General features: G+C 66.4%; 21 protein-coding genes and 1 tRNA gene. 10 read left to right on the forward strand and 12 right to left on the reverse strand.

Annotation, left to right across the window (positions count from 1 at the left end):
• Positions 1–122: 122 nt before the first annotated feature.
• Positions 123–1,868 (reverse strand): gamma-glutamyltransferase, encoded by a 1,746-nt coding sequence (gene ggt, locus AAFG07_RS00305; RefSeq protein ID WP_342725502.1) that lies wholly within the window; start codon positions 1,866–1,868, stop codon positions 123–125.
• 125 nt (positions 1,869–1,993) lie between these two features.
• Here ggt and AAFG07_RS00310 point away from each other — a divergent pair, with 125 nt between their 5' ends.
• On the forward strand, positions 1,994–3,373 hold the full coding sequence (locus AAFG07_RS00310; RefSeq protein WP_342725503.1) for an MFS transporter: 1,380 nt from the start codon (positions 1,994–1,996) through the stop codon (positions 3,371–3,373).
• A 135-nt stretch (positions 3,374–3,508) separates the two neighbouring features.
• On the opposite strand, the gene purH is transcribed toward AAFG07_RS00310, so the two are convergent.
• The 3 genes from purH to AAFG07_RS00325 all read right to left on the reverse strand — a co-directional run bounded on the left by purH (position 3,509) and on the right by AAFG07_RS00325 (position 8,587).
• Positions 3,509–5,101, reverse strand: a complete 1,593-nt coding sequence (gene purH, locus AAFG07_RS00315; RefSeq protein WP_342725504.1) for a bifunctional phosphoribosylaminoimidazolecarboxamide formyltransferase/IMP cyclohydrolase — start codon at positions 5,099–5,101, stop codon at positions 3,509–3,511.
• Positions 5,102–5,351: 250 nt separating this feature from the next.
• The gene (locus AAFG07_RS00320; protein WP_342725505.1) at positions 5,352–7,103 is read right to left on the reverse strand and encodes a heparinase II/III family protein; all 1,752 of its coding nucleotides are present in this window, start codon (positions 7,101–7,103) and stop codon (positions 5,352–5,354) included.
• Between the two features lie 137 nt (positions 7,104–7,240).
• Positions 7,241–8,587, reverse strand: coding sequence for an RsmB/NOP family class I SAM-dependent RNA methyltransferase (locus AAFG07_RS00325; RefSeq protein WP_342725506.1), 1,347 nt, complete (start codon positions 8,585–8,587; stop codon positions 7,241–7,243).
• A 174-nt stretch (positions 8,588–8,761) separates the two neighbouring features.
• Between AAFG07_RS00325 and AAFG07_RS00330 the strand changes: the two genes are divergently transcribed.
• Together AAFG07_RS00330 and AAFG07_RS00335 are read left to right on the forward strand one after the other, a co-directional pair.
• On the forward strand, positions 8,762–9,013 hold the full coding sequence (locus AAFG07_RS00330; RefSeq protein ID WP_342725507.1) for a DUF1674 domain-containing protein: 252 nt from the start codon (positions 8,762–8,764) through the stop codon (positions 9,011–9,013).
• 40 nt (positions 9,014–9,053) lie between these two features.
• Positions 9,054–9,662: a thermonuclease family protein gene (locus tag AAFG07_RS00335; RefSeq protein WP_342725508.1), complete on the forward strand. Its 609-nt coding sequence runs from the start codon at positions 9,054–9,056 to the stop codon at positions 9,660–9,662.
• Positions 9,663–9,748: 86 nt separating this feature from the next.
• On the opposite strand, the gene AAFG07_RS00340 is transcribed toward AAFG07_RS00335, so the two are convergent.
• Positions 9,749–10,264 carry a L,D-transpeptidase gene (locus tag AAFG07_RS00340; protein ID WP_342725509.1) on the reverse strand — a complete coding sequence of 172 codons (516 nt, stop codon included), beginning with the start codon at positions 10,262–10,264 and terminating at the stop codon, positions 9,749–9,751.
• Positions 10,265–10,717: 453 nt separating this feature from the next.
• Entirely contained in the window at positions 10,718–12,670 is a 1,953-nt protein-coding gene (gene acs, locus AAFG07_RS00345) for an acetate--CoA ligase (protein ID WP_342725510.1), read from the reverse strand.
• Between the two features lie 50 nt (positions 12,671–12,720).
• Here acs and AAFG07_RS00350 point away from each other — a divergent pair, with 50 nt between their 5' ends.
• Positions 12,721–13,002, forward strand: coding sequence for a hypothetical protein (locus AAFG07_RS00350; protein ID WP_342725511.1), 282 nt, complete (start codon positions 12,721–12,723; stop codon positions 13,000–13,002).
• A 521-nt stretch (positions 13,003–13,523) separates the two neighbouring features.
• On the forward strand, positions 13,524–14,720 hold the full coding sequence (locus AAFG07_RS00355) for a DNA topoisomerase IB (protein WP_342725512.1): 1,197 nt from the start codon (positions 13,524–13,526) through the stop codon (positions 14,718–14,720).
• Positions 14,721–14,883: 163 nt separating this feature from the next.
• Here AAFG07_RS00355 and AAFG07_RS00360 read toward each other — a convergent pair whose 3' ends face one another.
• From AAFG07_RS00360 to AAFG07_RS00370, 3 genes are all read right to left on the reverse strand, one after another.
• Positions 14,884–15,297, reverse strand: a complete 414-nt coding sequence (locus tag AAFG07_RS00360) for an EVE domain-containing protein (RefSeq protein ID WP_092121214.1) — start codon at positions 15,295–15,297, stop codon at positions 14,884–14,886.
• A 96-nt stretch (positions 15,298–15,393) separates the two neighbouring features.
• Positions 15,394–16,506, reverse strand: coding sequence for an alpha/beta hydrolase (locus AAFG07_RS00365; protein WP_342725513.1), 1,113 nt, complete (start codon positions 16,504–16,506; stop codon positions 15,394–15,396).
• A 124-nt stretch (positions 16,507–16,630) separates the two neighbouring features.
• Positions 16,631–17,536 (reverse strand): LysR substrate-binding domain-containing protein, encoded by a 906-nt coding sequence (locus tag AAFG07_RS00370; protein ID WP_342725514.1) that lies wholly within the window; start codon positions 17,534–17,536, stop codon positions 16,631–16,633.
• A gap of 112 nt (positions 17,537–17,648) precedes the next feature.
• On the opposite strand from AAFG07_RS00370, the gene AAFG07_RS00375 reads away from it, so the two are divergent.
• A complete protein-coding gene (locus AAFG07_RS00375; RefSeq protein ID WP_342725515.1) occupies positions 17,649–18,413 on the forward strand; it encodes a haloacid dehalogenase type II in 765 nt (254 codons plus the stop codon).
• A gap of 65 nt (positions 18,414–18,478) precedes the next feature.
• Here AAFG07_RS00375 and AAFG07_RS00380 read toward each other — a convergent pair whose 3' ends face one another.
• Together AAFG07_RS00380 and tsaD are read right to left on the reverse strand one after the other, a co-directional pair.
• Positions 18,479–19,459, reverse strand: a complete 981-nt coding sequence (locus tag AAFG07_RS00380; RefSeq protein WP_342725516.1) for an NAD(P)H-dependent glycerol-3-phosphate dehydrogenase — start codon at positions 19,457–19,459, stop codon at positions 18,479–18,481.
• A 13-nt stretch (positions 19,460–19,472) separates the two neighbouring features.
• Positions 19,473–20,546, reverse strand: coding sequence for a tRNA (adenosine(37)-N6)-threonylcarbamoyltransferase complex transferase subunit TsaD (gene tsaD / locus AAFG07_RS00385; RefSeq protein ID WP_342729411.1), 1,074 nt, complete (start codon positions 20,544–20,546; stop codon positions 19,473–19,475).
• A 173-nt stretch (positions 20,547–20,719) separates the two neighbouring features.
• Between tsaD and AAFG07_RS00390 the strand changes: the two genes are divergently transcribed.
• From AAFG07_RS00390 to AAFG07_RS00405, 4 genes are all read left to right on the forward strand, one after another.
• Positions 20,720–21,448 (forward strand): uroporphyrinogen-III synthase, encoded by a 729-nt coding sequence (locus AAFG07_RS00390; RefSeq protein WP_342725517.1) that lies wholly within the window; start codon positions 20,720–20,722, stop codon positions 21,446–21,448.
• A gap of 120 nt (positions 21,449–21,568) precedes the next feature.
• Positions 21,569–22,828 (forward strand): hypothetical protein, encoded by a 1,260-nt coding sequence (locus tag AAFG07_RS00395; protein ID WP_342725518.1) that lies wholly within the window; start codon positions 21,569–21,571, stop codon positions 22,826–22,828.
• A gap of 20 nt (positions 22,829–22,848) precedes the next feature.
• Entirely contained in the window at positions 22,849–24,606 is a 1,758-nt protein-coding gene (locus AAFG07_RS00400) for a heme biosynthesis HemY N-terminal domain-containing protein (RefSeq protein WP_342725519.1), read from the forward strand.
• A gap of 107 nt (positions 24,607–24,713) precedes the next feature.
• Positions 24,714–24,789: transfer RNA gene (locus AAFG07_RS00405), tRNA-Thr, on the forward strand.
• A 140-nt stretch (positions 24,790–24,929) separates the two neighbouring features.
• Here the strand turns inward: AAFG07_RS00405 and AAFG07_RS00410 are convergent.
• Positions 24,930–25,109, reverse strand: a complete 180-nt coding sequence (locus AAFG07_RS00410; protein ID WP_342725520.1) for a hypothetical protein — start codon at positions 25,107–25,109, stop codon at positions 24,930–24,932.
• Positions 25,110–25,140: the final 31 nt, after the last annotated feature.

Genomic DNA, 25,140 nt, shown 5'->3' on the forward strand with positions numbered 1-25,140 from the left:
CGGGTGGGGGCTCTCTCAACAATATGACTCGCGGATAGACCCCCACCCCAACCCTCCCCCGCAAGCGGGAGAGGGAGGGCAGCGTCTTCGCGGTCGCCGGTTCGACCTAACTTCATCAAGCTCTAGTATCCCGCGGCCTCGGAGCCGCGCGTGCGCGGGTCGGGCGCGCCGAGCAGACCATTGGTCGTGACGACGATCGAGTTCGCGGAGGAGTAGCCGAGCGGCTCGACCGGTTTGTGGCCCTTGGCGCGCAGCTCGGCCAGCACCTCGTCGGGAAAGCCGCGCTCGATCCGGACCTCGTCGGGCAGCCATTGATGATGCATGCGGGGCGCCGCGACCGCGGCCGCGATGTCCATCTTGTAGTCGATGACGTCGACGATGATCTGCGTCACCGCGGAGATGATGCGGCTGCCGCCCGGCGATCCCGTCACCAGCACGGGCTTGCCGTCCTTCAGCACGATGGTCGGCGCCATCGACGACAGCGGGCGCTTGCCGGGCCCCGGCAGATTGGCCTCGAAGCCGACCAGGCCGAAGGCGTTGGAGGCGCCCGGCGCCGCGGTGAAATCGTCGAGCTCGTTGTTGAGCAGCACGCCGGTGCCGTCGGCGACGAGGCCGACGCCATAGGGAAAGTTCAGCGTGTAGGTGTTGCTGACGGCGTTGCCGCTGGCGTCGACGACCGAATAATGCGTGGTGTTGTCGCCCTCATGCGGCTGTTTCGCATTGCGCACATCGGTCCAGGGCGTAGCGCGCGCAAGGTCGATGGTCGCGCGCTGCCTGGCAGCATAATCCTTGTCGATCAGCAGCTGCGTCGGCGCGTCGACGAAGGCAGGGTCGCCGAGATAGCGGGCGCGATCGGCATAGGCCCGCTTCATCGCCTCGATCATGACATGCAGCGAGGCGGCCGAGCCCTGCTTCATATCCGACATCGGAAAGCCTTCGAGGATGTTGAGGATCTCCAGCAGCACGACACCGCCGGAGGAGGGCTGCGGCATCGAGACGATGTCGTAGCCGCGATAGGTGCCGCGGATTGGCGTGCGGATCACCGGCTGATAGGCTTTCAGATCCGCGAGCGTAAAGATGCCGCCGGCATTCCTGATCCCGCTGACAAGCTTCTCGGCGACCGCGCCCTCGTAGAACCCACGAGGTCCCTGCTCGGCAATCGCCGTCAGTACGCCGGCGAGATCGTCCTGGATCAGGCGGTCGCCCTCATGCAGCGGCGTGCCGTCGGCATGCGAGAACGTCTTGGCCGAGTTCGGCCAGCGCGACATGCGGCGGTACATGTCCGACAGCGTGTCCGACGTATCGTCGGTGACGATGAAGCCGTCGCGGGCGAGATCGATCGCGGGCTTGACGATCTGTGCCAGCGTGAACTTGCCGGAACCGTATTTCTCCAGCGCCAGCGCGAGGCCCGCGACCGTGCCGGGAACGCCGATCGCGAGCGCGGAGTTGCGCGACTTGTCTGGATCAGGCTTGCCGTCGGCGTTCAGGAACATGTCGCGGGTTGCGGCCTGCGGCGCGGTTTCGCGATAATCGATTGCGACATCTTCGTTGCGGCCGGCGAGATGGATCACCATGAAACCGCCGCCGCCGATATTGCCGGCGCGCGGATAGGTCACCGCCATCGCAAAGCCGGTGGCGACCGCGGCGTCGACGGCGTTGCCGCCCTGCCGCAGGATGTCGGTGCCGACCCGCGCCGCCAGCTTCTCCTGCGCCACCACCATGCCGTTGTCGGCGCGAATGCTTTGAATCGTATTGGTGGCTGAGGGCTCGTAAGCGCGCCGCTGCACCTGACCGAAGGCCGGCGTCACGATGCCGATCACCAGGAGAGCGGCAAACAGCCGTCGCGACATCGTTGCTGTCAGCGCCATCGAAATGTCCTGCCCTGTTCATCGCCGTATCAGCAAACCGGCCCATGCTATATGGGAGCGGATTGAAGCGGCAAAAGCCTGCCTGTGGTTCGAGTTGGGGAATATCTTTCGCGATGACGGCAACAATGCAGACGGGCGCTGAACATGCGAAGGCCACCACCAAGGTCTATCCTGGCCGCGCCGCCGTCATCAGCTGGATCTTCTTCGACTGGGCCGCGCAGCCCTATTTCACGCTGATCACGACCTTCGTGTTCGCGCCCTATTTCGCGAGCTTCGTTGCGCCCGATGCCGCGAGCGGGCAGGCGCTGTGGGGCTTTGCCACCGCGGCTGCGGGACTTGCGATCGCGCTGCTGTCGCCGGTGCTGGGTGCGATCGCCGATGCCAGCGGCCGGCGCAAGCCGTGGATCGCTGTTTTCGGCGCGCTGCTGGTGATCGGCTCGAGTGCGATGTGGATCGGTAAGCCCGGCAATCCCGACATCATTCCCGCGCTGCTGCTGGCCTACGCGATCGCCAGCGTCGGCGTCGAGTTCGCCACCGTGTTCAACAATGCGATGATGCCGACCCTGGTGCCGCCGGAGCGGATCGGGCGGCTGTCAGGCACCGGCTGGGCCACCGGCTATGTGGGCGGCATCCTGAGTCTCGTGCTGGTGCTCGGCTTCCTCGCCGCTAATGCCGAGACCGGCCGCACGCTGTTCGGCCTCACGCCGCTGTTCGGTCTCGATCCCGTCATGCATGAAGGCGATCGCATCACCGGACCGCTGACCGGGCTGTGGTTCATCATCTTCGTGATGCCGATGTTCCTGTTCACGCCGGACTATCCGGCGAAACGGCCGATGCGCGAAGCGCTCGGCGAGGGCATGCGCGAGCTCAGGGAATCATTGGCCAGCCTGCCGAAGCAGCAGTCGCTGGCGCGGTTTCTGCTGGCGAACATGATCTACACCGACGGGCTGGTCTCGCTGTTCGCGTTCGGCGGCATCTATGCCGCCGGCACGTTCGGCTGGGACACCATCCGGATCGGCACCTTCGGCATCATTTTGGCGGTGGCCGGCACATTCGGCGGCTGGCTCGGCGGCAAGCTCGACGATGCGTTCGGTCCGAGACGCGTGATCACCGGCAGCCTCGTGATCCTGCTGTTTGCGATCGTCGTGATCCTCACCGTGAACAAGGATTCCATCCTGTTCATCCCGGTTGCGCCGCCGGTGCCTGGCGGTCCCCTGTTCGCGGGCGCCGCCGAGCGCGCATATATCGTGCTCGGCTGCCTGATCGGCGCCACCGGCGCGCCGCTGCAGGCGGCCTCGCGCTCGCTGATGATTCGGCTCGCGCCGAAGGATCGCATCGCGCAGTATTTTGGCTTGTTCGCGCTGACCGGAAAGGTGACGTCGTTCATCGGCCCGCTGCTGATCGGCGCGATCACGGCAGCGACCGCGAGCCAGAAATACGGCATGGCGGTCCTGGTGGGGTTCTTTGTGGTGGGGCTGGTGTTGCTGGCGAAGGTGCGGGAATAACCGCCGCCGTCGTCCCGGCGAAGGCCGGGACCCATAACCACCGGCCAAGCTTGGTGAGGGATAACTAACCCCAGCGCGCCTTCGATAGATCACCCGGTATGGGTCCCGGCCTTCGCCGGGACGACAACTGATAGATCAGTGCCTGAAATGCCGCACGCCGGTGAACACCATGGCGATGCCGTGCTCGTCGGCGGCCTTGATCACCTCGTCGTCGCGCATCGAGCCGCCGGGCTGGATCACGGCGGTCGCGCCGGCTTCGATGCAGGCGAGCATACCGTCGGCGAATGGGAAGAAGGCGTCGGAGGCGACCACCGAACCCTTGGTCAGGGGCTCGGCGAGCTTCAGCTCGGCCGCCGCATCCAGCGCCTTGCGCGCGGCGATGCGCGCGGAATCGACCCGGCTCATCTGGCCGGCGCCGATGCCGACCGTGGCGAGATCCTTGGCATAGATGATGGTGTTCGACTTGACGTGTTTTGCCACCCGGAAGGCGAATTTGAGATCGCGCAGCTCGGCATCGGTCGGCGCGCGCTTGGTCGCGACCTTCAGGTTCATGTCCTCGACCACGGCATTGTCGCGGCTCTGCACCAAGAGGCCGCCTGCAACGGTCTTGGCGGTGAGGCCGACCGCGCGCGCGTTCGGCAGGCCGCCCGCGAGCAGCAGGCGCAGATTGCGCCGGCCTGCGATGATCGAGATCGCCTCTTCGGTCGCGTCGGGCGCGATGATCACCTCGGTGAAGATGCCGATGATGGCGCGCGCTGCGTCCGCATCGAGCGTGCGGTTGACCGCGATGATGCCGCCATAGGCCGAGGTGGAGTCGCAGGCAAGCGCGCGGGCATAGGCGGTGGCGAGATCCGGACCCTCGGCGACGCCGCAGGGATTGGCATGCTTGACGATCACGCAGGCCGCGGTGCGCTGCGGGTCGAACTCGCCGACACATTCATAGGCCGCGTCGGTGTCGTTGATGTTGTTGTAGGACAGTTCCTTGCCCTGCAGCTGGCGTGCGGTCGCAACGCCCGGCCGCTTCTCCGGCGTGGCGTAGAACGCCGCGGTCTGGTGCGGGTTCTCGCCGTAGCGCAGCGACTGGATCAGCCGGCCGCCGAAGGCGCGGAAGTCCGGCGCCTTGGTGTCGAGCTGCACGGCGAACCAGTTCGAGATCGCGGCGTCATAGGCCGCGGTGCGCGCATAGGCCTTGGCGGCGAGCCGCCGGCGCAGGCCGAGCGAGGTCGCGCCCTTGTGCGCGGTAAGCTCGTCGAGAACAGCTTGATAGTCGTTCGCCTCGACCACCACGGCGACGTCGTCATGGTTCTTGGCCGCGGCGCGGATCATCGCGGGGCCGCCGATGTCGATATTCTCGATGCACTCCTCGAAGCCGGCGCCTTTGTCGACGGTGGCCTCGAACGGATAGAGATTGACCACCAGAAGGTCGATCGGCGCGATGCCGTGCGAGGCCATCGCCGCGGCGTGTTCCTTGTTGTCGCGGATCGCGAGCAGGCCGCCATGCACCTTCGGATGCAGCGTCTTGACCCGGCCGTCCATCATTTCAGGGAAACCGGTGAGCTCGGAGACGTCCTTGACCTTGAGCCCGGCCGCCGCGATCGCCTTGGCGGTGCCCCCGGTCGAGACCAGCTCGACGCCATGGTCGGAAAGCGCCTTGGCGAAATCGATCAGTCCGGTCTTGTCGGAAACGGACAACAGAGCGCGGGTCACGCGGCGAAGCTGTTCGGTCATTCTAGGAAATCCCTGGCTGTTAAGGCAGCCGGGTAGCACGGTTTTGTGTGGCACGAAACCGGTCTCCGAGGCCGATTCCCGGGAATCTATCCCCGTCACCCTGAGGAGCGCCAACGGGTCCGCGCGAAGCGCGGCCCGATGACAGGCTCCGCGCGTCTCGAAGGGTCGACGGCCACCGGCGGGGCCGTGGATCCTTCGAGACGCCGCTTCGCGGCTCCTCAGGATGACGGTTCAAATAGCGGAGATTGCCCTACAGCGGCAGTTCCGGCTCGCGGCGGGCGTTGCGGCGAGCGTTGGTGGCGGTGGCCGAGGTCGAGGAGCGCACGAAGCTCCAGCGGATGGTGGCGGCCTGCCTTGCGTCCTGCCGGATCACGATCTGGGAGGTGCGGCGCGGGCCGTCATTGCCGGCCAGGAAGACGCTGTCCTCGAGGTCGACCTTGTCGTCCAGCGCCTCGAAGGTCCAGACGTCGCGATTGGGCAGCACCAGCATCACGCCGCGGGCATCCGACAGCCGGCTCGCCTTCACCGAGGGGTGCAGATGGAAGCGCAGCGCGAAATCGGCCTCGCTGCCCTTGATGCGGCCGCCGGGCGCCGGCGACAGCGAGTCCTCGCCCTCCATCCGCGTGCCGTCCTGGGCGATCATCAGCACGCGGCGGTGGATCACGCCGAAGCGCGAGAGATAGCCGTCATGCGAGGCGGTCAGCACGTCGCCGCCGGGGATGGCCTCGCGGTAGCTCTCGACATTGCTGGGCCCGCTGGTGACCGGCGCGCCGCGCAACAGCCGCTTCATCGCCGACAGTTCGACGAACTGGCACGATGAGGTGTCGCGATAGGTCAGCGTCGAATGCGCCGCGGTGGAGCGAGCGAACGGCCGCCAATTGTCGCGCCCCGTGTTCGGCATGCCGCAATTGACGACGATGCGGCTGACGCCGGAGGAGAGCTCGAACGACAGGCAGCCGGCATGCGCATCCTGGCTGACGCTTGCTGGTGGCGGCGGACCGGTGTCGATGATCAGGGTCATGTTGCCGGCATCGAGGCGCTGGAAGCCGGTGTGGGGCATGCTCGCCATCGGCACGCCGCGGGTGTCGTCATAGGCGAGCAGTGTCGCGACGAGATCGGACGGCGCGGTGCTCATGCCGTTGAACAGCGCGAAGCTGCCGTCGCCGTGCCGGAAGAAGCGCAGCATCGGCATCATGCGGTCGATGGCGTTGAGCAGCGCCGGCGGCGGCGCGATATTGCGTGCAGCAAAGGTCTGCCGCAGCGGCAAGAGATCGCTGAGCAATTCGACCAGCGCGCCGGGATTGCGCGAGATGTGGCCGCCGTCGGGCAGGATCTGGCGCTGCAATTCGTCCGACAGCCTGCGCGTGGCCGATTTGATGTTGCGCGCCTGGTTGGCGAGGCAGAGCGAGGCGTAGCACAGCGCGATCAGCACTTGCAGGCGCGGCACGCCGTCAATGTCGAGTGTTGCGTGGCGCAGATAACGGATCTCGCGCGCCAGCCCGCGCAGATATTTGCGGTAGAATTTTCCGTCGGTGTCGCCGAGCACCAATGGGGCCTGCGACAACAGCGAGATCACCCGCCGTGCGCGCACGTCGGCGCGCCGCTCCAGCGGCCGCTTGCGGGCCTGGTTGGAGATCCAGTCGTCGACCAGCGAGCGGGCATTGGCGCGGGTCAGCGCGGTGTCGGCGGCGCGCAGATGGCGCAGCCAGCCGAAGCCGAGCAGGGCGGCCTCCCAATCCTCCGACGGCGGTTCGAGATCGAAGATCGAGCGGCCGTGGCAGGTGACGATCTTGCCAGCGAACACGAATCGCCCGGCATAGATCTCGGCCGCGCGGGTGGCGTCGGCGGTCCGCAGATCATGCGGGGCGATGATCAGCCGGTCGGTGCGGCCGGGCCAGAGCCGCGACAGTGCCACCGTGCTCCCGCTGGCGCGTGCGAGCATGCTGCGGGCAAACCGGCCAGCAATCAGCGTCGAGATGCGTCTGCTTTGAGCGACCGACACGCCTAACCTTGCGGGGAGGGAATTTTCAACGAATCCTTATTTAATCCGGAAACGCGGCCAAGACACCCTCTTGATATCGAAGACACCCTCTTGATACCGCGCGAATCACTTCGAGCTTAGAGGACTGAAGTTTAAAATCAGGATTTGACCAGCCGGGCCGCGTAAAAACCGTCCAGTCCACCCAGCCGCGGGTCGGCGTTGGGCAAATGGCTGGGCAGGGTGCGCAGATCGCCGTCGGCGGTGATGATGTCGTCGAGGCCGGCAACCTCGTCCTTCTCGATCGGCGCACGGCGCAGGCCTGATTCGCTCGCCAGCAGCGCGGCAATCGCGTGCTCGCCTTCCTCCGGCTCCAGCGAGCAGGTGCAGTAGACCAGCGTGCCGCCCGGCTTCAGCAGATTGGTGGCCTTATGCAACAGCCGCTTCTGCAGCGCCGTCAGCGCGGCGATGTCGCTTTCCTGGCGCAGCCAGGCGACGTCGGGATGGCGGCGGATGGTTCCCGTCGAGGTGCAGGGCGCATCGACCAGAATACCGTCGAAGCTCGCGGCCTCCGCCGGCCATTCGGCGGCGTCGGCGACGACGGTCTCGGCTTGCAACGCCAGCCGCGTGAGATTGTCGCGCAGCCGCGCGACGCGCGCCGGCGAGCGGTCGACCGCGGTGACCTGTGCGCCGGCCAGCGCGAGCTGGGCCGTCTTGCCCCCGGGCGCCGCGCAGAGATCGGCGACCCGCTTGTCCTTGATGTCGCCGAACAGGCGCACCGGAAGTGCTGCGGCGGCGTCCTGCACCCACCATTGGCCTTCGGCAAAGCCCGGCAGCATGGTCACGGAACCCTGCAGCAGCGTGCGTACGGTTCCCGTCGGCAGGATCTCGCCATGCAGGCGGCTCGCCCATTGCGGCGCGTCGGACTTCACCGTGAGATCGAGCGACGGTTCGTGGCCGAGCGCCAGCGCCATGTCGCGCGCGGTGGCTTCACCGTAATGCGCATTCCAGCGCGCCAGCATCCATTGCGGCAGGTCCAGCGTTTGCGGGCTGATCTCGTCGATCAGGCCCTGGCCCTCGCGCGCGCAGCGGCGCAGCACGGCGTTGACCAGCCCGGCATATTTCGCCGCGCGCCGGTCGGACTGTACGAGCCGCACCGAGAGATCGACCGCGGCATGGTCAGGCACGTCCATCCAGAGGATCTGCGCGGCGCCGATCAGCAGCGCGCTCTGCGCGCGCGGTGCATCGGTCGGGACACCGCGGTCGAGCAGGCGTGACAGCAAATGGCCGAGCGTGCCGAGCTTGCGCAGGATGGTCGACACCAGCCGGCGCATCAGCGCGCGGTCGCGATCGGCCAGCGATTTCAGGCCGGGATGCGCGCCGGCGCCGTCGAGCTGATCGTCGAGCGTGCGGTGCTTGTGCAGCACGCCGTCGAGGATGTCGGCCGCGATGCGGCGCGCGGCGAGACCGGGGACTTCGGCAGGGACTGCAAATCTTGAAGGAGGCATGGAGCGGAGATATCTCGAAGGTGCTGAGTTACATTCGGCTCATGCCATCAACTCGAAAACACCACTGGCATGCGAATATGCCAAATGTAAGAATCGTCTTGCGGGATTTTGTGATCGTGATGTCGTCACTGAGCCAACACCAAGATACGAAATTCGCAGGCAGAAAGTTTTGTCATGTCTGAGAAATCGCCATCGCCATCGCCATCGCCATCGCCATCGCCATTGCCGCCGGAACCCGCGCCGCGCAAGCCGCTGACGCCGGCGGCGCAGCGCGCGCTCGCCGAGGCTGCGGCGCGGCGCAAGGCTGCCGAGGAAGCCGCCGCGAAGGATGCGGCCGCGCGGCCGAAGGAATTCCAGGGCCCGAAGGGACCAGAACCGACGCGTTACGGCGATTGGGAGACCAAGGGCATCGCCTCGGACTTCTGAGAGTCTTGTCTGCCGGCCCGACTCAAGCCAGTCTGGGAATATGTCCCCATACGAGAGAATAAATCCTTATCGTGGGACGGGACGTCCGCCCTTTCGCCGCTCACCCTGGGGCCGGCGTGTCTCGGCGGCGCTGCCGTGGGTGTTCGTGCTTGGCATTGCCGTCGGCAGCGTGCTGCCGGTCCGCCGATGGGTGCCTGAATGGGTGCCCTTGCCGTCGCACTGGTCGTTGAGCCGGTCGCGCGATGCCGAAATGATCCGGCAGCGCGCCGGCGCGCCTGACGCACGCCACGCTGTTGATGTCGTCAGGACGATCGATGGCGACACCTTCGAGGCGCGGGTGCATCTCGCGCCGGGACCCGATCTGTACACGCGGGTCCGGCTGCGCGGCATCGATGCGCCGGAGCTGAAGGCGTCGTGCGCGCGCGAACTGCAAATGGCGCAAGCGGCAACGGTGGCGCTGCGCGATCTGCTCGGCCAGGGCGACGTCGCGATCTACAATGTCGGTCCCGACAAATACCAGGGACGTGTCGTCGCCGACGTTGCGACGAAGAAGACCGACAACGTTTCGGCCGCGCTGCTCGCGGCCGGCCATGCGCGCGCCTACAATGGCGGCCACCGCTTCGGCTGGTGCGGATACTTTACGCGCTGAGCGGTCGTGGCGGCGATAGCGCAGGACAGGCAAACAAAAAGCCGCGCATCTGCGCGGCTTTTCTTTCGACGAAGCGCCCTGCGCGATCAGCGGGTGACGACGACTGTCGTGCCGATCTCGACGCGCGAGTAAAGATCGGTGATGTCGGTGTTCAGCATGCGGATGCAGCCGTAGGAGACGAAGCCGCCGACCGAACCCGGCACGTTGGTGCCGTGGATGGCATATTCGCCGCCGGCCAGCGTCATCGCGGCGACGCCCATCGGGTTCGCCGGCGAACCGCCTGCGATTACGTTCGGGATGCTCGGCTTGTCGCGCCTGATCTCGGCGGGCGGCGACCAGGCCGGGTTGCGATACTTGCCGTCGATCCGGGTCGTGCCGGCCCACTGCTTGCCGGACCTGCCGACGCCGACCGGGTAACGCATTGCGTGACCGGAATCGAGAATGAGATAGAGCCGCCGTTCGTTGGTCTTCACCACGATGGTGCCCGGCTCATAATTATCAGCGTGTATTCCGACCATTTCCGGCCGCGCTTCGGCCGTCTGCGACATCACAACAACAGCGCCAAGGGTGGCAGCCAGCGCCACCGCAAATTTCATCGACATCAACCTCTCCACTTCCCAACAGCTCCCAGGAGGAGCCAAAAACGAAGGTGTAGAACCCTGAAAAAGCCGGGCCCGCCGGTCCACGCACGCAATATTAACCGCGTGTCTTAACCGAGTGGTTTCACACCGGCCGCGAGACACGTCCTGATGGCGGGCAGAAAAGGAAAAGTTCGGATTAAAGTAAATGACCTGAAAACAACACTTGGCCACAAACGCGCCGCAATGGTGCCGCGCCTCTGACAATCCCGTGAAACAGCCGGCCTCGGAGTGTGATGAGATTACGCTGAATGGCGGCCGCGACCGCAGTGTGCTCCCGGTCCCGCATGCGGGGAGGCTGGCCAGTCTGCCGTGAGATCGATTCAACCTGACTTGATCGTGCTCCAAAAAAGCGAAGGGCCGCGGCGGTGATCGCACGCGGCCCTTGCTCGATGTTCCGATCTTGCTGCCGCCGGCCTATGCCGGCGCGCCCTTCTTGTTCTGCCGGTTCTGCACGAGGTCGTCGACCACGGCCGGATCGGCCAAGGTCGAGGTGTCGCCGAGGCTGGACGGTTCGTCCTCGGCGATCTTGCGCAGGATGCGGCGCATGATCTTGCCGGAGCGCGTCTTCGGCAGGCCGGGCGCGAATTGAATGAGGTCCGGCGAGGCGATCGGGCCGATGTCCTTGCGGACCCAGGCGACGAGCTCCTTGCGCAAGGCCTCGGTCGGCTCGGTGCCCTTCATCAGCGTGACATAGGCGTAGATGCCCTGGCCCTTGATGTCGTGCGGGTAGCCGACCACGGCGGCTTCCGACACCGCCTCATGCGCGACCAGCGAGCTCTCGACCTCGGCCGTGCCCATGCGGTGGCCAGAGACGTTGATGACGTCGTCGACGCGACCGGTGATCCAGTAATAGCCGTCGGCATCACGCCGGCAGCCGTCGCCGGTGAAGTACTTGTTCTTGTAGGTCGAGAAATAGGTCTGCTCGAACCGCGCATGGTCGCCATAGACCGTGCGCATCTGGCCCGGCCATGATTTGGCCAGGCAGAGATTGCCCGAGGTCTCGCCCTCCAGCGTCTTGCCGTCGGCATCGACGATTTCAGGCGCCACGCCGAAGAACGGCCGCGTCGCCGATCCCGGCTTCAGCTTGGTCGCGCCGGGCAGCGGCGTGATCAGGATGCCGCCGGTCTCGGTCTGCCACCAGGTGTCGACGATCGGGCAGCGATCGTCGCCGACCACGCGGTAGTACCACTCCCAGGCTTCCGGATTGATCGGCTCGCCGACCGAGCCGAGCAGGCGCAGCGATTTGCGCGAGGTCTTCTTCACCGGCTCGTCACCGCCCTGCATCAGCGCGCGGATCGCGGTCGGCGCGGTGTAGAAGATGTTGACCTTGTGCTTGTCGACCACGTTCCAGAAGCGCGAATTGTCCGGGTAGTTCGGCACGCCCTCGAACATCAGCGTGGTCGCGCCGTTGGCGAGCGGCCCATAGAGGATGTAGCTGTGGCCGGTGACCCAGCCGACGTCGGCGGTGCACCAGTAGACGTCGCCGTCGTGATAGTCGAAGACGTATTGATGCGTCATCGACGCGAACACGAGATAGCCGGCCGAGGTGTGCAGCACGCCCTTCGGCGTGCCGGTCGAACCCGAGGTGTAGAGGATGAACAGCGGGTCCTCGGCATGCATGTGCTCGGCCGGGCATTCCGTCGTGACCATCTTGGCGGCCTCGTGATACCAGAGGTCGCGCGTCGGGTTCATGTCGACCTTGCCGCCGGTGCGCTTCACCACCACGACCCAATCGACGCCGCCGGTTTTGGCGATCGCGGCATCGACATTGGCCTTCAGCGGCACCTTCTTGCCGCCGCGCAGGCCCTCGTCGGCGGTGATGACCACCTTGGAGTCGCAGTCCTTGATGCGCTGGGCAAGGCTGTCCGGCGAGAAGCCGCCGAACACCACCGAGTGGATCGCGCCGATCCGCGCGCAGGCCAGCATGGCGTAGGCCGCTTCCGGAATCATCGGCAGATAGATCGTGACGCGGTCGCCCTTCTTGACATTCCGCGTGCGCAGGATGTTGGCCATCTTGCAGACTTCGTCGTGCAACTGGCGGTAGGTGATGTGCTTGGATTCGGAGGGGTCGTCGCCCTCCCAGATGATCGCGGTCTGGTCGCCGCGCTTCTCGAGATGGCGGTCGATGCAATTCCAGGCGACGTTCAGCACGCCATCTTCGAACCACTTGATCGAGATGTTGCCGGGCGCAAAGGAGACGTTCTCGACCTTGGTGAAGGGCTTGATCCAGTCGATCCGCTTGCCGTGCTCGGCCCAGAAGCCGTTGGGGTCCTTGACCGAGCGCGCGTACATCTCGCGATATTTGGCGTCATCGATGTAGGCGCGCTTGGCCCAGTCGGCCGACACGTCATAGATCTTCTCGGACATCATTTTCCTCCACTCATTGCCGATCGCACACAACGCGCCGACAAGCCATCTTGATCATTGCCGCGATTATGCGTTGCCGCATTCCGGCCCGGCAAGGAAAAAGGACTGTCACTTTCGTCGCGGCAAAGCCGCCGGGCATCCTGCCGGCTTCCTCATCTGATTGGGCGGTTTACCGCGCCTGGTTGACGAGCGAAACCTATGCTCCATCGTCTGCTTCAGGTCACTGGTCTCTTGGTCGTAGTGGTATCGTTCTCTGCTCCGCTTGCCGGCGTTTCACGCCGTCACCGCAGAGGCTGGATGTCGCGAAGGAATTGCTGACCGCGATCCGCTGATGCCGATATTGGAGAGCCTCAATCAACGTTCAGGGAGCGACGCCGACGGTGGCACGGCGCCAATTCTGCTGGACCACCTCCAGCGTGCTTCGATGAATACCGGCAGGGCCGCCGCGACGATCCGCGCCGACAATTTCGCCCGAACAGGCTGTGAGGTTTGATCATTCTTCCGGACGAGCTGGACGGATCGTGAGGTGCGGCGGTGCCGTCCGGGGACCTGGTACGAAACGGCACGATCCCTGACCTTTCTCGTGGAGCCTGGTCGCCCTGGTCGCGCCTAAAAACCCGGTTCCCAAGCCGGGCTTCCGCCATTTTGACCGATCCCGGAGGGCTCAAAATCAAGGTTAGCGGGCGAATGGCACCCATGAAAGGTAATTAGAAACCGTCGATAACCGATTCGCGACTCGCAATGTCAGCCCTGACGCCCTAAATCGCCATTCCGAGGCCGGACGGCCCCACCGGAACGAAGCCCGAAGCAACGGCATTACCGGGAGAACAGCGGAACAAGGCGTCTTGGAAGTATGATGGATCAGCAGAACATCGCGGCTGTGCGGCCCATGTCCGCCGATCCCGCTGTCGCCTTGGCCAAGGCGCTGGGCCAATGGCCCAAGCAGCCGCAGGCAAAATTGCGGCCGCAGGCGAAGTTGCAGCCGCCCCGGGCAAAGCTCATGCTCGACGCGCCCGCTGCCATCAAGACCTCGGTCGAGGATCTGGCGCGTGATCTGGGCCTGCGGCTCGGCGACCAGAATGAGCTGACCATCCGCCGCATCAAGCGCGGCAAGAATTATTCGTTCGTTCGCGCCAACGGTTCGCGCGTCCGCGATGCGCGTACGATCCGCCGGCTGCATGCGATGGCGGTTCCGCCGGCCTATCGCCAGGTGCGCTATTCCAGCGATCCGAGCTCGCATCTGCAGGCGGTCGGCCGCGATGCCGCGGGCCGATTGCAGTACCGTTATCACGCCGACTGGGAGAAGGTCCGCGAGCAGCGCAAGGCGCATCGCCTGGCCAAGCTCGTCGCCGCGCTGCCGAAGATCCGGCGCAAGGTCTCGGCGTTCCTGTCCGGCGACGAGCCGACGCGCGAGTTCGCGCTGTCGGCGGTGATCGAGCTGATCGCGCGCACCGCGATCCGGCCCGGCAACGAGTCCTATGCCCGCCTCAACGGCACCCGCGGCGCCACCACGCTTCTGAAGTCCAACGTCACGCTGGAAGACGATTCCCTGGTGCTGACCTTCAAGGCCAAGGGCGGCAAGGCCGTACGCAAGGAATGCGATGCGGCCAAGCTGGTGCGTGCGATCGGCATTCTGCGCGGTGTCCCGGGCAAGCGCATGTTCCAGTACCACGACCGCTCCGGCGTGGTCCGCGCTGCCTCGACCACGGCGGTGAACGCATTCCTGCGCGAGCTCGCCGGCATCAAGATCTCGCTGAAGGATTTCCGCACCCTGATGGCCTCGGCCGTCGTCGTGGAATCGCTGTCGCGGATCACGCCGGCCGCCAGCCAGCGCGGCCGCAAGCGCCAGGTGCTGGACGCGATCCGCGCCGCCGCCGACCAGCTCTCCAACACGCCGGCGATCTGCCGCAAGAGCTATGTCCACGACACCATCGTCACCGCCTTCGAGGACGGCATCCTCGAACGCTTCGCCGCGACGATGGGCGGTTACCGCACCCAGTCCAAGCGCGAGCAATTGCTGGCGCAGGTGGTGATGGCGGCGGGGGCGTAAGCCCGCCTCACTCGTCGTCCCGGCCAAGCGAAGCGCGAGCCGGGACCCATTACCCCAAATGTTGATTGTGGAAATGAGCTGGAGCCACAGCACGCCCTAACAATGGTCGCCTGTGGTTATGGGTCCCTGCTTTCGCAGGGACGACGGTTGAGTTTGTGGAACGCTACAGCCCGCCCATCTTGCAGACGTATTTCCATTCCTCTGATGTCACCGGCTGCACCGAGAGCCGCGAATATTTCACCAGCGCCATGTCGGCGAGTTTCTTGTCGGCCTTGATCGCGGCCATCGTCACCGGCGTCTTCAACGGCTTGTCGGCCTTGATGTCGACGCAGACGAACTTGCCGGTCTTGTCGGTCGGATCGGGATAGGCCTCCTTGATGATCTCGGCGATGCCGACGATCTCCTTGCCCTCGTTGGAATGATAGAAGAACGCCTTGTCGCCCTTCTTCATGTTGACGAGGTTCTGCCGCGCCGTGAAGTTGCGCACGCCGGTCCAGGCTTCGCCCTTCGCGCCCTTGGCGACCTGCTGGTCCCACGACCAGGTCGACGGTTCGGATTTCACCAGCCAGTAATTCATCGCAACTCACCCCGTTCTCGAGCGTCCATTGCGCGGCAATCTACAGGCAGCCGGATGCCCGCGACAAGCACGGGCATCTGATCCTGATGGCAGCACTCACTGCTTCAGGTATCGATCGAAGAATTTGGCGATGTCGGTGAAGGCTTCCTTGGTCTCGGGCGCATCGACGTTCATCTGGTACTGCGCGTGGGATTGCCCCTCATAGACATTGAGATCGGCGATCACGCCGGCGCGGCGCAATTTGCGATGCGTGCGAACCGTGTTGCTGAGGAACAGGTCGCGCGTGCCCGACGTCAGGATGGTCGGCGGGAAACCCTTGAAGTCGCCGTAGATCGGCGAAATGTAGGGATTCTTCAGGCTGGTCCCGTTGGCATAGAGCTTGGCCGCGCGGCCGAGCCATCCGTCCCAGGTCACCAGCACATTGTCGAGCCACTCGTTGCTCGCGTAGCTGTCGCCGATCTTGTCGATGTCGGACCACGGCGTGCCGGGCGCGATGGCGGCAGGCAACGGCAGCTTCTCGTCCCTCGCCCGCAACACCATCGCAAGCGTCATCGCGCCGCCGGTCGAGGTGCCGAAGATCGCCAGCCGGTGGCGCTCGTGCGATTTCAGAACCTCCTTCCACACCGCCATCGCGTCGTCCATGGCAGCCGGATAGGGGAAGTCCGGCGGCATCCGGTAGTCGACGGAGATCACCTTGTAGCCGCCGAAGCCGGCCATCATGATGGCTTCCGGCAACGCCGCTTCGCCGGGGCCGAATACGTAGCCGCCGCCATGCACGTGGATCAGCAGGCGCCGCCGGTTCTCGAGCGCGATCTTGTTCGGCGTCACGATGTAGCAGTGCACGCCGGCAAGCCTGGTTTCCTCGACCTTGACGCCGAGCTTCGCCTTCATCGCCGGGATATTTGCGACGGCTTCCTTGGCGCGGCGATCGATCAACTCCTTCCATTCCGCCGGGGTCTTCGGGTCGGCGTTGAAATGCGCCGGATAGGGCGCGCCGATCATCGCCTGCATCTCCGCCGAGACGTCACTTGAGGGATTGCCGATCGATTTGAGCGGGGCGACCCGCTTGCCATCCTCGGCGTTCGCCGCAGCCTCGCGCTTGGCGAGTTCGTCGTACGGTACCGCCGTTTGCGCGCGCGTGGTGGCGCAAGAGGTGGCGACGGCAAACAGAATGCTGATCGAAACGATAACGCGACGCAGTTGACGCATGTACTTTCCCCAAGTTCGGTTTCTTGTTGTTGGAACGGGATCCGACGGTCGCTGCTACGCCAGCACAGTGCGCATGATGTCTGCGCGAAAGCCAGCGCCGTCAAGCGCGACGGCTGCAGACCCGCTATGGGTGGTTGAATGCCGTCTGGGGTAGCTCACCCGCGGCGAAGTTCAGGAAGCTCCGAATGCGCGGCGCCATCAGGCGTGCGCTGGGAAAGACCAACTGGACCGGGATCGGCGCCACTTCATAATCCCTCAGCACGCGGACCAGGGTCCCTGCCGCGAGTTCACCCGCAACCTGGTACGACAGCACGCGCGTCAAGCCCATGCCGTCACGCGTCAGTCCGATCGCCGTTTCGGCGCGGTTGACCTCCATGCGGCTCGACACCTTGACCTTCTGCGGACCCCCTTGTTTGTGCTGGAACGACCAGGCCGCGGGGCTCGCCTGATTGACGAAGGTCACGGCGTGATGCCACGCGAGATCGTCGGGTCTGCGCGGCCGGCCATGCCGCTTCAAGTAATCGGGGCTGGCGACGACAATGCGCCGGACTTCCCCGACGCGTCGGGCCCTCAGCGAGGAGTCCGTCAGATGGCCGATCCGCAGCGCGATGTCGATCCGCTCGTCGATCAGATCGACGAGACGATCCTCGAGCACCAGTTGCAGCGTGATGTCAGGGTGACGTTCAAGGAATGCGCGCACCAGCGGTGCGATGTGACGGCTGCCGAACAGCGTCGGCGCTGACAGCTTGATGTTGCCGCGCAGGCTTGCGGCCTCGCCGATCGCGCCGTCGATCGCGTCGTCATAATCGGAGAGCAGGCGGCGCGCCTGCGCCGCAAGCCGCGCGCCGGAGTCGGTCAGCGACAGCTTTCGCGTGGTCCGCTGCAGCAGCCGGGTGCCGAGGCGCCGCTCGAGCTCGGCGACGATCCGCGTCGTCGAGGAGGGTGAACGTGCGAATTTTCGGCCGCCGGCCGCAAACTTTCCGCTGTCGACGATCGCGAGAAACAGGCGGAGCTCCTCGAGCCGGTCCATCGTCATCCCTCCCTGATTGTTCTGAAACACGGAATGATCTCTGCTGAAATCGGGCGATTGTGCCAACACGCAATTGTGTGAACGCTGGCGGCACGCAATGCGAGGAAACGACATGCTCCTGGATCGCCGGACGTTTACGACCCTGGCCGCGGCTTCAGTCACGGCCGCGACGGTGCTGCCCGATCGGTCGCGCGCGGCAGGCCGCCCGCCGTTCCGGGCGGTCGCCTTCGACGGCTTCCCCGTGATCGATCCCCGTCCCGTGTTCGCCCGGACGGACGAGATGTTCCCGGGCAAGGGCGCGGAGCTGAGCGCCATGTGGCGAACCCGGCAATTCGAATACACCTGGCTCAGGACGCTCGGCGGGCAATATGCCGACTTCTGGCGGGTCACCGAGGACGCGCTGGTGTTCGCGGCAAAGGCGATGAAGATCTCGCTCTCGCCCGAGCAGCGCGACCGCCTGATGCAGTGTTACCTGGAACTCAAGGTGTGGCCGGACGTCGTGCCGGCGCTGGTGCAGCTTCGCGCCGCCGGCCTGCGCATGGCGTTTCTTTCCAACTTCACCGCACCGATGCTGGACGCGGCGATCAAGAATTCCGGGCTCGAGGGTCTGTTCGAAGATCACCTCAGCACCGACAAGGTCGCGGCCTTCAAGCCGGATGCGCGCGCCTATCAAATGGGTGTCGACGCGTTCGGACTGAAGAAGGAGGAGATCGTCTTTGCCGCATTCGCCGGATGGGACGTGGCCGGCGCAAAATGGTTCGGTTATCCGACCTTTTGGGTCAACCGCAGCAATGCGTCAGCCGAGGAACTCGGCGTGACACCCGACGGAGCGGGGCCCGGACTGCACGACCTCGTCGCCTTCGCGACGGCGCGGTGATGAGAACGCTCTTGAACGAAGCGGTCGCCGTCTCGCGTGGAGAAAGCGCGTCAGCACGACCAGCTCTAGCCTTCCGCCTTGAATGGCCGCGTCAGCAGGCCTTCGATCGCGTCATCGATCGTCAGCCGGTCGCTCAGGATCGCGGCGACCGCGTTTGACACCGGCATATCGACCTTCTGCGCGGCGGCGAGCTCGCACAGCACCGGCGCGGTGAATGCGCCCTCGGCGAGCTTGCCGACCGGCGCCGCTTCGCCGCGGCCGAGCGCGAGGCCGAGCGCGAAATTGCGCGATTGCGCGGTCGAGCAGCTGAGCAGGAGATCGCCCAATCCTGACAGGCCGGAGAGGGTTTCGGTGCGCGCCCCGCAGGCGCGGCCCAATCGCGCGAGCTCGCTGAAGCCGCGCGTGGTCAGCGCGGCGAGCGCGGAAGCGCCGAGATTTTTGCCGGCGACGATGCCGGCGGCGATCGCCAGCACGTTCTTGGCCGCGCCGCCGATCTCGACGCCGCGGACGTCGGTGGTGTGATAGGGCCGGAAGGTCGCCGAGCCGAGCGCTTGCACGAGCGCACGCGCCAGCGCCTCGTCTTTGGTTGCCAACGTTACGGCCGTCGGCAATCCGCGCGCGACGTCGTCGGCGAAACTTGGTCCCGACAGGATCGCGGGCACGGCGCGCGGTGCTGCTTCCGCGATCACCTCGGTCATGAACTTGTGCGTGCCGTGCTCGATGCCCTTGGCGCAGGCGATGACCGGTGTATCGGGCGCAAGATACGGCGCCAGATGGCTGACCGCGGCGCGCAGATGCTGCGCCGGAGTGACCGCGAGAATGATGTCTGCGCGCGCGGCAGCGGCGATATCCGATGTCACCGCGATGTCGGGATGAAGCTGGACGCCAGCCAGCCGCGGATTGACCCGCGTCGCCTGGATCTGCGCGGCATGCTCTGCATTGCGCGCATACAGCGTCACCTTGCGTCCGGCGCGCGCCGCGACCTCGGCCAATGCGGTGCCCCAGGCGCCGGCACCGATCACGCTGACTGACATATGCGCGGGCATCGGAACCCTCAGCTCAATATCCGGCGCGGCTGTTGGCGTAGCCGGCCGGCGCCTTGGCGTTGGCATCGAGCAGCCAGCGTGCGCGCGGCGGCGCTTCCAGCGTGTCGGTGAGGCCGAGCGCCATTCGCTCGGCGCCGGCCCAGGCGATCATCGCGCCATTGTCGGTGCAGAGCGCCGGCGGCGGGATGATCAGCGTGGTCTGCGCTTTCGCCGCGACATCCTGCAACGCGCTGCGAATGGCATGGTTGGCGGCAACGCCGCCGGCCGCGACCAGCGCGCGCGGCGTGCCGAACCGCTCCTCGAACAATCTCAAGCCGACGGTCAGCCGATCCGCGGTCGATTCCAGCACCGCGGCCTGGAAGCTTGCGCAGAGATCGCTGATGTCCTGCGGCTCCAATGGCTCCAGCCGGCTGGCTTCATTGCGCACCGCCGTCTTCAATCCCGACAGCGAGAAATTCGCATCGGGCCGGCCGAGCATCGGGCGCGGAAACGCAAACCGCGTCGGGTCGCCGCCGGCGGCTGCGCGCTCGACTTGCGGTCCGCCGGGATAGGGCAGCGACAGCATCTTCGCCACCTTGTCGAACGCCTCGCCCATCGCGTCGTCGACGGTGGTGCCGAGCCGCACATATTCGCCGACGCCCACGACGGCGACGATCTGGGTGTGGCCGCCCGAGGCCAGGAACAGACAATAAGGAAACGCCAGCGCGCAGGTCAGCCGCGGCGTCAGCGCGTGCGCCTCGAGATGGTTCACCGCAATCAGTGGCGTATCGTGCACCATCGCGATCGCCTTCGCGGTGGTGAGGCCGACAATCACGCCGCCGATCAGGCCGGGGCCGGCGGCTGCCGCGACCGCCGACAATTGTCCGTAGCCGACACCGGCCTCCTTCATGGCGGAGGCGACGATCCCGTCGAGCAGGTCGACATGGGCGCGTGCGGCGATCTCCGGCACCACGCCGCCGAAGCGGGCGTGCTCGTCGGTCTGCGAGCGCACGACGTTGGAGAGGATCCTTGCCTGTCCGTCAGCCTGGCGCTCGACCACCGCGGCTGCGGTTTCATCGCAGGTGGTCTCGATCCCCAGCACCAGCATCGGTGGTTCGTGTCCCAATTGAGGCCCTTGTGCTACCAGCATGATCCGGACAGGCCGGAACCGGTTTCCGGCAAGATCATGTTCATCAAAATGTCCCCTCCGGGGTAGCATTGCGAGGTCTCAAAGTGCAATCGGTCGGCAAGGTCCAATTCGCAAGCCGGGAGACCTGATCCGTGACCATCCTTGTCACACGACCGCATCCGGACAACGAAGCGACGCTGGCGACGTTGCGCCAACGCGGCTTTGCGGCCGTCGCGGCGCCGGTGCTGCGCTTCGAGCCGTTACCGTTCCATGACGACGACGCGGATTATGACGCGGTCATCCTGACCAGCGCCAACGCCCCGCGCGCAATCGATCTCGCCGGCAGCCGGCTGCTGCGGCTGCCGCTGTTCGCGGTCGGCGCACACACCGCCGACGCGGCGCGCGCCGCGGGCTTCGGCAAGGTGATGGTGGCCGAGGGCGATGCGGTGAGCTTGCGCGATCTCGTGCTCGCGCGGGTCAAGGCCGGCGAACTAGAGGCTTCGGCCACGCTGCTCTATCTCGCCGGCGCCGACCTGTCGCGCGATCTGGCGGGCGAGCTCAGCGAAACCGGCCTGACCGTCGTCACCCACACCACCTACCGCATGGCGCCGGTGGCCGGCTTCCCAACGGCGGTCAGTGACGCCTTCCTGGCCAACCGGATCACCGCGGTGCTGCATTATTCCCGCCGCAGCGCGCAGGCGTTTCTGGACACAATACGGGCCGACGGAATCGAGATTTCGGCGCTCGCCCTGCCGCAATGCTGCATCTCGGCCGCGGTCGCCGCGGTGCTCCATGACGCCGGCGCGACCAAGGTGGTGGTGGCGGCGCGGCCGGACGAAAACGCCCTGCTGGAGGCGCTCGGTCGCACCCTGCGGCCGTGAGCGGAATAATTCTTTCGTCTGACCATGATGTTAGGCAATGCTCCGGTTTTCGGATCGTGCTCTAAGAACGTCGGCCGATTCTGCTACAATGTGCGGCCAGTAGTTTTGAGGACCCTCGCGATGGCTGAAGAAAGGCCCGACGACCCAGGACCTTCGCCGGATTCCCGGCCCAAGCGCCCGCCGCCGACCATCGATCTTCAGGCGACCGAGATCTCCAGCGAGCCGGCTAGGGCGGAGGGGGGCGAGGAAGCCGCCAAGGAAACTGACAAGGATACCGACAAGGCAGCGGAGGCGGCCGCGCCTGAGGCGGAGCCCCATCCGGATCCTGCTCGCCAGGCAGAGCCGCAGCCCGAGGCCGCCCCCGCAGCGTCCGTGGCCGAGCCGTCGCGGCCGGTGTCGCCCTGGGTGGTGGCGCCGGTATCGGGCGCGGTCGCGGCAGCGCTCGTGATCGGGGTCGGCTGGCTGCTCGGCTGGCCCGCGGTGCCGCCGGCGTCCGCGCCGCAGCCCAGTGCCGCAACGGTGGACGAACTCGGCACGCGCCTGACGGCGCTTGAAGCAAAAGCGAGCAGGCCGGTCACTGCGGCCGCCGATCCCGCGGCAGCCGCGCGGCTGGAGGCGCTCGACAAATCGATCGCCGCGTTGCGCACCGAGCTCGCCGCCACGCGGGCGCAATCCGACAAGCTTGCGGCGGCGGTTACTGATGTGAAGGCCGCGCCGCGCGATGGCGCGGCTGCGCCCGACATCTCCGGCATCACGGCCCGCATCGACAAGGTCGAGAGCGCGGTGAAGGCGCAGGGTGCCGCGATCGCCAAGCAGGATAGCAAGATCGCCGACACCAAGGCCGAGGCGAAGGCGGACGACGTGCCGTTGCGCCGCGTGGTGGCGGCATCGTTGCTCGACGTCGCGGTTCGTCACGGCGATCCCTATGCCTCGGCGCTCGAGGCCGCGAAAGCGATCGCCGACAATCCTGACGCGCTGAAGCCGCTCGACGTCTTCGCCGCATCAGGCGTGCCTAGTCCGAACAAGCTGTGCCGCGATCTGATCGAGATCGTGCCGCAGCTCGCACCGCCGCCGCCGGACGCCGCGGCGGCCAGCGCCGGGCTGGTCGATCGTCTGCAGGCCGGCGCTTCCAAGCTGATCCGCATCGAGCGGACCGACGGCACCGGGACCGACCGCGGCAGCATCGTCGCGCGCGTGACATCGGCCGCCGTGCATAATGATCTCGCATTGACCGAGCGCGAATTGAAGTCGTTGCCGCCGGCCGATCGCACCGCGGCGCAAGCCTGGCTCGCCAAGGTGGACGCGCGCCGCGCCGCGCTCGACGCGTCGCGGAAATTTGCCGACAACGCCATGGCGGCGCTCGCCACGGTCAACCAGTAAGTCTTTGCAATAGGCTCTCGATGATCCGCATCATTCTGTTCCTGCTGCTGATCGCGCTCGCTGCAGCGGGTGCGGCCTGGTTGGCCGATCAGCCCGGCGATCTCGTGCTGAATTGGGGCGGTCTGCGCCTGACGTCCAAGCAGCCAATGTATCTGCTCGGCCTCGTCATCGTCGTCGCGATGGTCGCCGGCGTGATCCTGCGCGGAATGTGGAAGATCCCGGGCCATGTCCGCCGCGGCAGGCGCGAGCGGCGCCACGCGCGCGGCCGTCACGCGATCACGCGGGGCCTGCTCGCGATCGGGCATGGCGATTCGTCGGCAGCGCGCGCGCATGCCGAAGTGGCACGGCGCCATGCCGGAGGCGATCCGCTGACGCTGTTGCTGCACGCGCAATCGGCGCAGCTCGACGGCGATCGCGACGGCGCGCAGCGCGCCTTCCGCGCCATGGCCGAGCGCGCGGACACGCGGCTGCTCGGCCTGCGCGGCCTGTTCATCGAGGCACAGCGCGCCGACGATCCGGTTGCGGCCGTGATGATCGCCGAGGAAGCGCTGAAGATGTCGCCGTCCTCGTCTTGGGCCTCGCATGCGGTGCTCGGTTTCTGCTGCGCCAAGGGCGATTGGGCCGGCGCGCTGTCGATCATCGACAACAACCAGGCCGCCGGGTTGATCGACAAGGCGACCTATCGGCGGCAACGCGGCGTGCTGCTCGCGGCGCGTGCGCTCGAGTTCGAGACCATCGATCGCGACCTGTCGCGCGCGAGCGCGATGGAGGCGCTCAAGCTGGCGCCGACGCTGATCCCGGCCGCGGTGCTTGCCGCCAAATTCGAGAGCGAGGCGCATCAGGTGCGCCGCGCGATGCGGATCGTCGAGACCGCGTGGCTGGCGCAGCCGCATCCCGATCTCGCCGACGCCTATTCGCATGTGCGGCTCGGCGATGCCGCGCGCCAGCGCCTGGTGCGCGTCGAGACGCTGGCAGCGAAAACGCCGGGCCATATCGAGGGCGCGCTGGCGATCGCGCGCGCCGCGATCGATGCGACCGAATTCGCCAAGGCGCGTACGGCGCTGGAGCCGTTCACGGCGGCGCCGACGCAGCGCGTCGCGCTGTTGATGGCGGAGATCGAGCGCACCGAGCACGGCGACAGCGGCCGGGCGCGGGCCTGGACCTTGCGCGCGGTGCGCGCGCTTCACGATCCGGTGTGGACCGCGGACGGCTATGTCTCCGACCGCTGGCGTCCGGTGTCGCCGGTCACCGGCCGTCTCGATGCCTTCCAGTGGCAGACGCCGGTGGCGGCGCTGCCGTCCGACAAGGGCCATGCGATCGAGCCCTCGCCGTTCCAGGAGGCGATGCTGGCGCCACGCCGGGTCGAACCGCCCAAGGAAGTCGCCAGCGAGCCGCCCCCGCCCAAGCCGGCTGAGCCGGTCGAGGCCAAGGTCGAGGTCAAGCCCGTCGAGCCGGCTACGCCGACGGCGCAGGATAACGCCCCGCTGCCGGCGGCTGTCGAGGCTGAGCCAACCCCCGCCGACCCGCCCGCATCGGAGCCGGCTCCGCCGCCGGCCGCCGAATCGGCCCCCCCGGCGCCCGCGCCCCTGTTCCGTTCCCGGACCGACCTGCCCAAGGCGGCGCCCGCTCCCGTTCCGGCCGTGATCCCCATCGTCCGGGCCCCCGACGACCCCGGGGTCGACGAGGACGGCGCGGTAGACGAATTTGCGGAACAAATCGGCCCGCCCAAGGCCCAGATCGGCGGTTGGCGCGGATTTCTGTCACGTTTGGGAAGCTAATTCGCGGTTAGATAACCGGTGTGTGGTTCAATAACCGCGTTTGCCTTGCCAATCGGGGTCATGCCCGATATCAGGTGGCGCGTTGTCAGGCCGTTGCCGAACGGTTCGCCGCAATAGCTCAGTTGGTAGAGCACGTCATTCGTAATGACGGGGTCGGGGGTTCGAGTCCCTCTTGCGGCACCACCCCTCAGCGACATCCCCCGCCTCGATGCGCAGGTGAGATTTACTCGCCTGGATTCTCGCGCGGCACAGTCTGCATATGATCGCAATCGCGACCGGTCCGCCGGCTGCCCGGTTGGCGACAGTGGCGGCCCCGCAGTGCGTCAGAACATGGTACAACCCCGGCGCGAGATGCCCAAACACGAAGAAAACGCCGAATGCACCGCCCGCGCCGAGACGAACGCGGTATTCAGATGGGTGACGATGAACGTGGCGAGATAAACGCCCGAGCCGATCTGCAACACCCGGAACACATCCGGCGGTAGCGAACTCCAGCGCAACACCAACCGCACCCAATGCGCAAGCCGACTAAAT

This window comes from Bradyrhizobium sp. B097 (assembly GCF_038957035.1).
Taxonomy (GTDB): domain Bacteria; phylum Pseudomonadota; class Alphaproteobacteria; order Rhizobiales; family Xanthobacteraceae; genus Bradyrhizobium.